This is a genomic window from Streptomyces sp. NPDC056061 (assembly GCF_042266885.1).
In the GTDB taxonomy this organism is placed as follows: Bacteria; Actinomycetota; Actinomycetes; order Streptomycetales; family Streptomycetaceae; genus Streptomyces.
In genome coordinates this window covers 942,610-954,752 of sequence record NZ_JBHJWQ010000001.1, presented here as the reverse complement: position 1 = coordinate 954,752, position 12,143 = coordinate 942,610, and the positions used below count along the sequence as shown (strand labels likewise).

The 12,143-nt window shown below is 71.7% G+C and carries 8 protein-coding genes and 1 pseudogene; 4 read left to right on the top strand and 5 right to left on the bottom strand.

Features of this window, described 5'->3' with window-relative positions:
* Positions 1-58: 58 nt before the first annotated feature.
* Positions 59-1,270 (bottom strand): signal recognition particle-docking protein FtsY, encoded by a 1,212-nt coding sequence (ftsY, locus tag ACFC79_RS04115; protein WP_376234831.1) that lies wholly within the window; start codon positions 1,268-1,270, stop codon positions 59-61.
* A gap of 168 nt (positions 1,271-1,438) precedes the next feature.
* On the opposite strand from ftsY, the gene ACFC79_RS04110 reads away from it, so the two are divergent.
* Together ACFC79_RS04110 and ACFC79_RS04105 are read left to right on the top strand one after the other, a co-directional pair.
* Complete coding sequence (locus ACFC79_RS04110) at positions 1,439-2,815, top strand: purine-cytosine permease family protein (RefSeq protein WP_376234828.1); 1,377 nt, start codon at positions 1,439-1,441, stop codon at positions 2,813-2,815.
* An 84-nt stretch (positions 2,816-2,899) separates the two neighbouring features.
* Positions 2,900-3,865 (top strand): LLM class flavin-dependent oxidoreductase, encoded by a 966-nt coding sequence (locus tag ACFC79_RS04105; RefSeq protein WP_376234825.1) that lies wholly within the window; start codon positions 2,900-2,902, stop codon positions 3,863-3,865.
* Between the two features lie 97 nt (positions 3,866-3,962).
* Here ACFC79_RS04105 and ACFC79_RS04100 read toward each other — a convergent pair whose 3' ends face one another.
* The 4 genes from ACFC79_RS04100 to ACFC79_RS04085 form a co-directional block, all read right to left on the bottom strand.
* Entirely contained in the window at positions 3,963-5,381 is a 1,419-nt protein-coding gene (locus ACFC79_RS04100; RefSeq protein WP_376234823.1) for a sugar porter family MFS transporter, read from the bottom strand.
* Positions 5,382-5,515: 134 nt separating this feature from the next.
* Entirely contained in the window at positions 5,516-9,280 is a 3,765-nt protein-coding gene (locus ACFC79_RS04095; RefSeq protein WP_376234821.1) for an AAA family ATPase, read from the bottom strand.
* A 345-nt stretch (positions 9,281-9,625) separates the two neighbouring features.
* Positions 9,626-9,838 carry a hypothetical protein gene (locus ACFC79_RS04090; RefSeq protein WP_073784849.1) on the bottom strand — a complete coding sequence of 71 codons (213 nt, stop codon included), beginning with the start codon at positions 9,836-9,838 and terminating at the stop codon, positions 9,626-9,628.
* 437 nt (positions 9,839-10,275) lie between these two features.
* Complete coding sequence (locus tag ACFC79_RS04085; protein WP_376234818.1) at positions 10,276-10,557, bottom strand: acylphosphatase; 282 nt, start codon at positions 10,555-10,557, stop codon at positions 10,276-10,278.
* A gap of 147 nt (positions 10,558-10,704) precedes the next feature.
* On the opposite strand from ACFC79_RS04085, the gene ACFC79_RS04080 reads away from it, so the two are divergent.
* Positions 10,705-11,643 (top strand): CAP domain-containing protein, encoded by a 939-nt coding sequence (locus tag ACFC79_RS04080; RefSeq protein WP_376234816.1) that lies wholly within the window; start codon positions 10,705-10,707, stop codon positions 11,641-11,643.
* Positions 11,644-11,753: 110 nt separating this feature from the next.
* A pseudogene (locus tag ACFC79_RS04075) lies at positions 11,754-12,143 on the top strand (winged helix-turn-helix transcriptional regulator); the annotation flags it as partial.

Sequence of the window (12,143 nt, the reverse complement as noted above, 5' to 3'; positions counted from 1 at the left end):
GAGCCCGACCCCTGCCGCGTGTGCGGCAGGGGTCGGGCTCTCCGCCGGGACGCGGGTGTCAGTCCCCGATCAGGGCGTCCACGAACGCCTCCGGCTCGAACGGCGCCAGGTCGTCCGGCCCCTCACCGAGGCCGACCAGCTTCACCGGTACGCCCAGTTCGCGCTGGACGGCGACGACGATGCCGCCCTTGGCGGTGCCGTCGAGCTTGGTGAGCACGATGCCGGTGATGTCGACGACCTCGGCGAACACCCGGGCCTGCACCAGACCGTTCTGTCCGGTCGTGGCATCGAGGACGAGCAGGATCTCGTCGAGCGGCCCGTGCTTCTCCACGACCCGCTTGACCTTGCCGAGCTCATCCATGAGACCGGTCTTGGTGTGCAGCCGCCCTGCGGTGTCGATGAGGACGACGTCGGCGCCCTCGGCGATGCCTTCCTTCACCGCGTCGAAGGCGATCGACGCCGGGTCCCCGCCCTCGGGTCCGCGTACGGTGCGGGCGCCGACACGCTCCCCCCAGGTCTGGAGCTGGTCGGCGGCGGCGGCCCGGAAGGTGTCCGCCGCGCCGAGCACGACGCTGCGGCCGTCGGCGACGAGCACCCGCGCCAGCTTGCCGGTGGTGGTGGTCTTGCCGGTCCCGTTGACGCCGACGACCATCACGACGCCGGGGGTGTCCAGACCGCTCTCGGTCTTGACGGCACGGTCGAAGTCCGTGCCGACGAGGGTGAGGAGCTCCTCGCGCAGCAGCGCGCGCAGCCCTTCGGGGGTACGGGTGCCGAGCACCCGGACGCGCTCCCGGAGCCGCTCCACCAGCTCCTGGGTGGGGGTGACGCCGACGTCGGCGGTCAGGAGGGTGTCCTCGATCTCCTCCCAGGTGTCCTCGTCGAGGTTGTCGCGGGACAGGAGCGTGAGCAGCCCCTTGCCGAGGGAGTTCTGCGAGCGGGCGAGCCGGGCGCGCAGCCGGACCAGCCGGCCGGCGGTGGGCTCGGGTACTTCGATGGCGGGGGCTGCGGGCGTCTCCGGCTCGACGGCCTCGGGGACCGCCTCGGCGGGAGCCTCGGCCGAGGGCGGGGCGACCTCCTCGATGGTGCGGCGCGGTTCCTCGCGCGGCGTCTCGGCTTCCTCGCCGACATGGGGCTCGGCGGGAGGAGTGATGGTCGGCGTGCTCGGCGGCGCCGGGGGCAGCTGCTTCTTCTTGCGGCCGCTGACCACGAGCCCGCTGATCACGCCGACCGCGACCAGGGCGATGACTACAGCAAGGATGACGATTTCCATAACCCGCCCAGTATCAGTCACGAGTGGTGAGGAGTCGCAGAAGGTGCGAATCCGTGACCGGGTGCGTGCGGGCCGTCACGGCGCTCCCGGGCCCACGCGACCGACCGCCGTCGACACCCTCCGTCCACCGATATCATCCCATTGAGCGCAAAAGGTACGATCCCGCCCGTGGAGACCCGCGGTCTGGAACCCGTCCCCGACAGCGAGCGCACCGGCCGCGTCCGGTCCCTCTTCCCCACCTGGGCCGGTGCGAACCTGACCGTGCTGTCGCTCACCATGGGCGCCGGGCTCGTCGTCTTCGGCGGGCTGAACCTCTGGCAGGTGCTCGTCGTCGCCATCACGGCCCCGGCCATCGGCTTCGGCCTGGTCGGTCTGGTCTCCATCACGGGCAGGGAGGGCGGAGCGCCCGGCATGGCGCTCTCGCGGGCCGTCTTCGGTCCGCGCGGCAATCTGCTGCCCGGTGCGCCGATCTGGATCGCCCGCTGGGGCTGGGAGACGGTGAACGCGGTCACCGGCACGTACGCCGTGCTCGCCGTGCTGAATCTCCTGTTCGGCGTGGTGAGCGGCAGTGCGCTGATCATGGCGACCCTGGTCTCCTTCGTGGGAGGCAGTTTCCTGGTGTCCGGGCTGGGGTGGCGCGCGCTGCGGGTGTGCTGCACCTGGTCCACGTACCTGTTCGGCTGCTCCAGCGTCCTCGTGCTGATTCACCTGATCGGCCGCACCCCGTGGCCCGAGGCGCTGGGCCGGCCCGCGGGGCCGACGGCGGCGATGGTGACGGGGATCGGTGTCCTGGTGGCGGGCGGGATCAGCTGGGTGCCGTCGGGCCCGGACTTCGCCCGGTACCTGCCGCGCACCGCGTCGGGCCGGGCCGTGGTGGCGGCGACCACGGCCGGTGCCGTGGTGGTGTGCCTGCCGCTGGTGCTGATGGGCGCCGTGATGGCGGTGGAGACGCCGGGGCTGGCCGCGGCCCGGGATCCGGTCGCGTTCATCGGGCCCCTGCTGCCGGCCTGGCTCGCGGTGCCGTACCTGCTGGTCTCCGTGGTCGGCATGGTGCTGATCAACGCGATGTCGCTGTACACGGGCGGGTTCACCGCGCAGACGCTCGGCCTCGCGATCCCCCGGACGTGGGCGGTCGGGGTGAACGCCGTCATCAGCCTGTTCCTGAGTTCGCTGCTGATGATGTCGGCGCAGCGCTTCATGGACTCGTTCGTCTCCTTCCTGACCCTGCTGGCGGTGACGTTCTCGGCGTGGATCGGGGTCTTCGGCGCGGACCGGCTGCGCGGGCGCGCTTACGATCCGGCAGCACTCCTGAACACCTCGCCGGACGGCGACTACTGGTACACCGGCGGCTTCTCGCTCCCGGCCGCGGCCGCGTGGACCGCGGGCCTGGTGGCGGGGCTGCTCCTGACCCGGGTCGAGTGGTTCTCCGGACCACTCGCCGACACGTGGGCGGGGCGGCACGGACTGGGCTGGGCGGTCACCGTCGCCGTCTCCGGCGCGTCGTACGCGATCCTGCCGCGGCCGGCCCCGGCGTCCGGCGGATGAAGGGGCGATACACCACTACACTCCTGACGGATCGTCAGCTAGTGTCCGGCCCACCGAGTCCGACGGACGAAGAGGACACGCGACATGGCCTTCACAGTGGTCCGGTTCAATCTCGTCGATCCCGCCGCCACCCCCGAGTCGCTCTCGGCCCGGTACCGCGCCGCGGTGGAGATGGCCGGATACGCCGACGAGCACGGCATCGACACCGTGCAGACCGAGGAGCACCACGGTGTCGAGAACTCCTGGCTGCCCTCGCCCTTCGTCTTCGCGGGATCGGTGCTCGGCGCCACCCGCCGCATCGCGGTCACCGTCTCGGCGATCATCGGCCCGCTGCACGACCCGCTGCGGCTGGCCGAGGACATCGCGGTCCTGGACCTGCTGGGCGCGGGCCGGCTGATCACGGTGGCGGGCATCGGCTACCGGCCCGAGGAATACGAGCGGGCGGGCGTGGAGTGGAGCAGCCGCGGCAGGCTCCAGGACGAACTCCTGGAAACCCTGGTACGGGCGTGGACCGGGGAGCCGTTCCCGTACCGGGGCCGTACGGTCCGGGTCACGCCGCGCCCGTACACCCGGCCGCATCCGCCGCTGCTGGTGGGCGGCAGTTCGCGGGCGGCGGCACGGCGGGCGGCCCGGTTCGGGCTGCCGTTCTTCCCGAGCGCGCACCTGCCGGAGCTGGAGGCGTACTACCACGAGCGGCGGGCGGAGTTCGGGACGGACGGCTTCTGCATGATGCCGTCGGCCGAGACTCCGCTGCTCCACGTGTCCGAGGACCCGGAGCGGACGTGGGCCGCGCACGGCGGGCACTTCCTGCACGAGGCGCGCACCTACGCCTCCTGGCAGTCCGAGGACATCCGCTCGGCGGTGCGTTCGACGGCGAGCACGGTGGCGGAGCTGCGGGACGAAGGCGTCTACCGGGTCGTCACGCCGAAGGAGTGCGCCCAGGTGGCCGCGGAGTCGGACAGCGTCGTCCTGCATCCGCTGTGCGGCGGGATGCCGATCGAGGAGGGGTGGCGCAGCCTTCGGTTGTTCTGTGCGGCAGTCGGGCGCTGATCGTGTCCGTTCGGGCGGGCCGTCCTCCCGGTGTGCGGAGCGGTTCGCGCACCGCCCGGTCCCACGGGCCCGGCGGGCCCGTGGGAGTCCGGGGCGCTCAGCCCATCTCCTCCAGCGCCTTCCCCTTGGTCTCCTTCACGAACGCGAGCACGAACGGAATCGAGAGCGTGGCGAAGCAGGCGTAGATGATGTAAGTCGCCGACAGGTTCCAGGCGGACAGGCTCGGGAAGCTCGCGGTGATCAGCCAGTTGGCGACCCACTGTGCGGAGGCGGCGACCCCCAGCGCCGCCGCACGGATCCTGTTCGGGAACATCTCGCCGAGGAAGACCCAGACGATCACACCCCAGGACAGGGCGAAGAAGAGCACGAAGCCATGGGCCGCCACGAGCGCCACGACGCCTTGGGCGTGAGGCAGTTTGCCGCCGACGAGCGGGGCGGAGAAGGCCCATGCCAGGAAGGCGAGGGCGACGGCCATGCCGGTGGACCCGGCCAGCGCGAGCGGCTTGCGCCCCACCCGGTCCACCAGCGTCATCGCGATGACGGTGCCGATGATGTTGATGATCGACGTGGTGAACGAGTAGAGGAACGAGGCGGTCGGGTCGATGCCGACGGACTGCCAGAGCGTCGCCGAGTAGTAGAACGCCACGTTGATGCCGACGAGTTGCTGGAAGACCGAGAGGCCGATGCCGACCCAGACGATCGGCAGCAAGCCGGCCCGCCCGCCGAGCAGGTCCTTGAACGTCGACTTGTGCTCCCGATGCATGGCGGCTTCGATCTCGGCCACCCGGGCATCGAGGTCGACGTTCCTCCCCTCGACCTCCGCGAGGATCCGGCGGGCCCGTTCCTTCCTCCCGACCGAGATCAGGAACCGCGGCGACTCGGGGATCGCCAACGACAGCAGCCCGTACAGGGAGGCGGGGACGACCATCACGCCGAGCATCCACTGCCACGCCTCCAGGCCGCCGATCCGGCCGCGCTGATCCCCGTTCGCGAGTTGCAGGATGCCGAAGTTGACAAGCTGCGAGATGGCGATGCCGACGACGATCGCCGCCTGCTGGAAGGAGCCGAGACGCCCCCGGTAGGCGGGTGGCGACACCTCGGCGATGTACGCCGGGCCGATCACGGACGCCATGCCGATGGCGAAGCCGCCGACGATCCGCCACATCGCCAGGTCCCACAGGGCGAACGGTAGCGCGGAGCCGACGGCACTGATGGTGAAGAGCACGGCGGCGATCTGCATGCAGCGGATGCGGCCGATGCGGTCGGCGATGCGTCCCGCCGTGGCCGCGCCGATCGCACAGCCGATCAGGGCGATGGCGATGACCTGGGCGAGAGTCGCCGGACCGATGGCGTACCGGCTGCGAATCGCTTCCACCGCACCGTTGATGACGGAGCTGTCGTAACCGAACAGGAAGCCGCCCATGGCGGCGGCGGCCGTGATGAAGACGACATGGCCGAGGCGGTCCGGTTGGGCCGCCCGGGCTCCGGACACCGGCCCCTGCTCTGTGCTGGTCACGTGAACTCCTGATGCCGGGCCGCGTCGTCAGATACGGGGGAGCGCGCTCCCCCCGCGAGGAACGCGCTCTTCCCAGTGCCGCACAACTTTGCGGCCGCCACCACTTGGCGGCCGAGCGGGAGTACGGACCGCCCTCAGCGCAGTCGCTGGCTGATGACCTTGGAGACCCCGTCGCCCTGCATCGAGACGCCGTACAGCGCGTCGGCGACCTCCATCGTCCGCTTCTGGTGCGTGATCACGATCAGCTGCGAACTCTCCTGGAGCTCCTCCATGATCCGGATCAGCCGCTGCAGGTTGGTGTCGTCGAGCGCCGCCTCGACCTCGTCCATCACGTAGAACGGGCTCGGCCGGGCCTTGAAGATCGAGACCAGCAGCGCCACCGCCGTGAGCGAGCGCTCCCCGCCGGACAGCAGCGAGAGGCGCTTGACCTTCTTGCCCGGCGGCCGGGCCTCGACGTCCACCCCGGTCGCGAGCATGTTGTCCGGATCGGTCAGGACGAGCCGCCCCTCACCGCCCGGGAAGAGGCGCGAGAAGACGCCCTCGAACTCGCGGGCCGTGTCCCGGTACGCCTCGGTGAACACCTGCTCGACGCGCTCGTCGACCTCCTTGATGACCTGGATCAGATGGGCCCGGGTCCGCTTCAGGTCCTCAAGCTGCTCGGAGAGGAACTTGTGCCGCTCCTCCAGGGCCGAGAACTCCTCCAGGGCGAGCGGATTCACCTTCCCGAGTTGCTGATACGCCCGTTCGGCCGCCTTCAGCCGCTTCTCCTGCTCGGCCCTGACGAACGGTTTCGGCTGATTGCGCGGATGCCCGGGATCGTCCGGCAGCTCCTCGCCAGCGGCGGCCGGCGACGGCGGGACGAGTTGGTCCGGGCCGTACTCGGTGACCAGACCGGCCGGCTCGACCCCCAGCTCCTCCAGCGCCTTCGCCTCCAACTGTTCGATCCGCAGGCGTTTCTCGGCGCCGAGCACCTCGCCGCGGTGGACCGAGTCGGTGAGCTTGTCGAGCTCGTCCTTGAGCACGCGGCCCCGATTGCGCTCGGCCGCCAGGTCCCGTTCCCGCTCCGCCTTCGCCGCCTCGGCGACGGCCCGCTCCCGCTCGGCCCGCTCGACGGACACCTCGACGTGCGCGAGCAGCTGACGGGCACCGGACGCGACGGCCGAGGCCACCGCGGCCTCGTGCCGCAGCCGGGCACGGCGCCGCTCGGCGCGGGCACGGGCCTCGCGCTCGGCGCGGGCCGCCCGGTCGAGGGAATCGGCACGGCCCGCGAGCCCCTTGACCCGCTCCTCGTGCGTACGCGCCTGGAGGCGGGCCTCCATCTCGGTCTGCCGGGCGTTGGCCCCATCGGCGGCGAGCCGGTCGCGGACGGAGGTGTCCGGCTCCTCCTCGACGGGCGACTCCTCGGCCACGAGCAGCCGTTCGGCGAGTTCCTCGGCCTCCTCCGTCGCCCGTTCGAGGGCCTCCTGGGCACGGGCCGCGGAAGCCGTCATCCGCTCGGCCTCGCCCGCCGCGCCGCGGGCCTGTCCGGCGAGCCGCCCGAGCTGCTGGGCCACCCCGGACCTCTCGCGCTCGGCGGCCCGGCGCAGCTCCCCCAGCTCCTCGACCCGCCCGGCACAGCTGCGCCGCCGCTCCTCGGCGCGCCGCTGGGCGTCGGCCGATTCCGCACACCGCCCGGCCAGCTCCTCCAACTGGGCAGCGGCCTCGTCGACCGATGCCTGCACCTCCAGGAGGCTCGGCGCCCCGGCGGAGCCGCCGTGGGCGAAATGGGCCGAGAGGATGTCCCCCTCCGCGGTCACTGCCGTGAGTTCCGGATGGGCTGCGACGAGGTCCTCGGCATCCTCCAACGTGCCGACCACCACCGTGTCCCGCACCAGTCGGCGCACGGCGTCCACCAGTTCGACGGGGCCGCGGACCAGATCGGCCACGAACGGGGCCCCGTCCGGAGCTCCGGCCGCACCCGCGACGGAGACCCGCCGGACGATACGGGCCGCGTCCTCCCCGACCTGTTCCCGCGCCGGTGCCTGTTCCTGCGCGGGTACCGGCGCGGCGGCCGACGCATCGGCACCACCCACAACGACAGCCCCGCCCACCTCACCGGAACTGTTGCCAACAACGGCACCACCGACCGCTCCCGCACCACCTGCTCCGGAACCGCCGTGCTGGTCGGGCACCCCGGCGCGCACCCAGCCCAGCAGCAGCGCGGCCCGTCCCGCGTCCTGCTTGCGCAAGAGCCGGATCGCCTCCGCCGCCGTGGCCGGGTCCGTCACCGCGACGGCGTCCGCCGCCGCCCCCAGGGCCGCCGCCACGGCCACTTCGTGCCCGGGATCCACGGCCAGCAGTTCCGCGGCCGGTCCGAGCAGGCCGGACAGCCGGTCCCGCGCACCGAGCAGCACGCCCGTGCCGTCCTTGCGGCGCAGGCCGAGGGCCAGCGCTTCGTGACGGGCGGCCACCGCCGCCCGCTTCCGCTCGGCCGCGGCAGCGGCGTCCCGGGCCCCGGAGAGCGCGGTCTCCGCCTCCGCGAGCTCGTGCCTGGCGGCGGCGTACCGCTCGCCCAGCTCCACGTCGTCCGCGTCCAGACCCTCGACCTCGGCCTTGAGCTGTTCGTACTCCTCCTGGGCGGCGACGGCCCGCTCCCGCGCCTCGTCGCGCGAGGCGGCCAGCCGGTCGATCTCGGCCTGTGCCGAACCGGCCCGGCCGCGGGCCGCGTTGACCTGCCCGACGAGCCGGGCCAGTCCCTCGCGACGGTCGGCGATGGCACGGGCGGCGTCCTTGAGCCTGCGTTCCTCGGCGGCCAACTCCCGTTCCAGTTCGGCACGGTGGGCGGCGGTGTCCTCCAAGGCGTGCTCGGCCGCCTCCAGCGCGGCCGCGAGTTCCGCCTCCTGCTCGCGGATACGGGCGGCCTCCCGCTCCAGGTCCTGCGGATCGCGCCCCCGCCGCTCCTCCTCGACGGGGGCGGTGGCGCTCTTCACCCGGGCGTCGGCCAGGGAGATCGTGCCCCGCACCCGTTCGGCCAGCTGCGACAGCTCGTACCAGGTCTGCTGGGCCAGCTGGAGTCGCGGGGCCAGCCGCCGCACCTCGTCCTCCAGCGCCGCCTCGCACACCAGCGCGGCCTTGAGCTCCGTCTCGGCGGCCTCCCTGCGTTCCTTGAGCGCCGCCTCGTCGGCGAGTTCGCCGCGCAGCGCGGCGCGCAGACCGACCAGGTCGTCGGCGAGCAGCCGCAGCCTGGCGTCGCGCAGATCGGCCTGGATCACCGCGGCCCGGCGCGCCACGGCCGCCTGCCTGCCCAGCGGTTTCAACTGCCGCCGCAGCTCGTCGGTAAGGTCCTGGACGCGGGCCAGATTGGCTCCCATCGCGTCCAGCTTCCGCAGCGCCTTCTCCTTGCGCTTGCGGTGCTTGAGCACGCCCGCGGCTTCCTCGATGAACGCGCGACGCCCGGACGGATCGGCGTGGAGCACGGAATCCAGCCGCCCCTGACCGACGATCACGTGCATCTCGCGACCGATTCCGGAATCCGAGAGGAGTTCCTGAATGTCCAGGAGCCGGCAGGTGTCACCATTGATCTGGTATTCGCTGCCGCCGTTACGGAACATGATCCGAGTGATCGTCACCTCTGCGTACTCGATGGGCAGGGCGCCGTCGGAATTGTCGATCGTCAACGAGACTTCCGCCCGTCCGAGCGGCGGCCGTCCGGTGGTGCCGGCGAAGATCACGTCTTCCATCTTGCCGCCGCGCAGAGATTTGGCGCCCTGCTCCCCCATGACCCAGGAAAGCGCGTCGACCACGTTGGACTTGCCCGACCCATTGGGGCCGACGACGCACGTGATACCGGGTTCGAACCGCAGGGTCGTGGCGGAGGCGAACGATTTGAAACCACGCAGGGTCAGGGCCTTGAGGTGCACGCCGCCGGACTCTACCTTTCGCTCTCGGTTTCACCGATGAGGGTGCAGGGCACACCAGACGGTAAGGGAAGGGGTGTACGTCCGGGGCGGTCCCGCGCAGGGCCGGCAGCCGAGTGACCTCGGCGCCTCCGGGAAAAGAAATAAGGGACGCCGGAGCGCCCCTTGTGAATCTTGCTGCGATGTTGCGTGTGCGATCTCGTTGGTACAGCGGCACACGGCAGATCAAGGACATGTCACCTGGGTGACAGATCAAGAACTGTGATCTTCAAGTGATCCGGCGACGATCCGGGTGATGATCTCGAAACGGCTGACGCGAGCAGCCCGACCGGCCCGAGGGCCGTCCGGTCAGGTGAGCGCCGGCTCCGCCCGAGGTACGTCGATGTCCATGCTGTCGAGCAGCGACTCTTGGTGCTGGGCGGCGGCGTTGAGCGCGTCGTTCTCGTGCTGAATCCGTACGAGTTCGGATTCGAGGTCCTGCACGCGCTGCTGGAGCCGTCGCATCTCGGCGAGGAGTCGCGGGTCGGAACCGCCGACGTAACCGAGAAGCGCCTTTGCCATGATGGATGGTCCTCCACACTGAGTGACCGACCGATGCGGTGTGGGTCGTGAGGGAATCGCACCCGCGGCGCTCGACATCGCTCTTCATTCACTGCTGTTCTGCTGCCGAACAGCTCTGCCGAACAGCTCGGGTGCGCGGGGATTTCAGCGTCTCACCAAAAAGTTTGACGGTCAACACGATCACGCCCTGTAGAGCCGGGCGGCCCGGGGGCGCGCGGCTCGACGAGCGAGCGGCGCGACTCTCCTGCGGGCCCTCGGGGGCGTGGAGATCATCCTTACCGCCGCAGCCTGGCATGCCAACCGAATCTTGGCAACCACCCGGACATTCCGCAGGTCATTTCATGTGTATGCGATCGAGTGCGGCCTTCCGTCACCACCCGCCACCCATCGAACACTGATCGAACAAATTCCCCGGAAAGATCGTGAACCGGGCCGGATCAGCGAATCGCGAAGCCGTCGTATCCACCCCGTGGCGTGTCCCATATCTCAGTGACTCCGTCCACGCGCCCGGGTGTGTCGGCAGAGCGCAGCCACTCCAGCAGCCGGTGGCAATTCTCACGTCGCCCCTCGGCCACCACCTGCACCCTGCCGTCGTCGAGGTTCAGGGCGAACCCGGTGAGGCCCCCGATCTCCAGGGCGTTCTCCCTGGTGAACCAGCGGAATCCGACTCGTTGCACCCGGCCGCGCACCCATGCGGTGAGCCGTACGTCTTCGTCCATGCCCGAACGCTAACCGGCCGATCCCCTGCGGAGCACCTCCGGCCGGAGGGCCATGGCGTACAGTCCGGTCGCACATGATCTCACTCCAACGGGTGAAGTGTGTTGACGCCGGGGCCGGCGTCCGGACCATCAGAAGGGCTCAGCCGCATGGGACGCCATAGTCGCTCCGCCGTGATACCCCCCGTTCCGGGCCGGGCCGCGGAGGACACGGACCGGCACCGGCGGGCCCGCCACGGGAAACGGTCCGGTGCGCCCGTTCGCACCGGGTTGATCGGTGCCTCCGCCGCCCTCGCCGTCGGCGCCGTGGCGGTCGCCTCCGGGCTGGTGCCCGGCGGGGACACCTACTCGATCGGCGGCGGCTCCCCCGCCGACCGGGTGCGCACCGGGGCCGGCCCCGATCTGCCGGACGGGGACGAGCCCACCGCCTCCCCCACCGGCCGCTCCACCACGGCCGCCGACCGTGGCACCGGACGCACCGACGGACCGACGAAGGCGGGAACTCCCTCCGGATCCCCCTCGTCCGCCGCCCCCTCCCGGGCGTCCGCGCCGGCCGGACGACGCGCCGAGTCGTCCCGCTCCTCGGCCTCGGCCGCCTCCTCGGCCGACGGGAAGAGCAGCGATCCGACCGCCTCCGGGAAGTCGGCGGCCGGATCGCACACCTCCGGATCCTCCGCACCCGCCGCCCGCAGGTCCATGGCCTCTCCGGCCGTGACGTCGGCCCGGGAGGCCGTGCTCGCCCTGGTCAACCGGGAACGGGCGAAGGCCGGCTGCAGCCCCGTGCGGGCCGACTCCCCGCTGGCCTCGCTCGCCCAGGACTTCAGCGCGGACATGGCGGCCCGCGGCTTCTTCGACCACACCGACCCCGACGGACGCACCCCCTGGGACCGCGCCTCGAAGGCCGGAGTGCGGGGGCTCGGCGGCGAGAACATCGCCCGCGGCCAGGCCGACGCCGCGGCGGTGATGGACGCCTGGATGCACAGCGACGGCCACCGGGCGAACATCCTCAACTGCGACTTCAGGACACTCGGCGTGGGCGTGCACTTCGGCCCGGGCGGCCCCTGGTGGACCCAGGACTTCGGCCACTGAGACTCCTGCGGGGCGAAGGGCACGGGCTGAGCCGGAGGCGGTACGCGGCCGGAACCGTCCCTTCATGGTGCGGCGTCGCGGTGCGTGCTCCACGCCGTAGGCTGACCGCCATGGACGAGGAGACCGGGGCGGACGCGCTCGCCTTCGACGTGTTCTCCCGGCGGTGCCCCTCCCGCGGCACCCTGGAGCACGTCACCGGGCGCTGGGGCAGTCTGACGCTGGGCGCGCTGTACGAGGGCGGCTTCCGCTTCAACGAGCTGCGCCGCCGGGTGGACGGGGTGAGCGAGAAGATGCTCTCGCAGACCCTGCACGCGCTGGAACGGGACGGCCTGGTCCACCGCGAGGCCCGGCCGGCCCATCCGCTCCGCGTGGACTACGAGCTGACTGATCTGGGCCGCCAGGTCGCCGAGCGGCTGCTCGCCCTGATCGAACTCGTGGAGGACCGGATGCCCGAGGTGCTCCGGGCCCGGACCCACTACGACACCGCCCGCCCGGGCCGG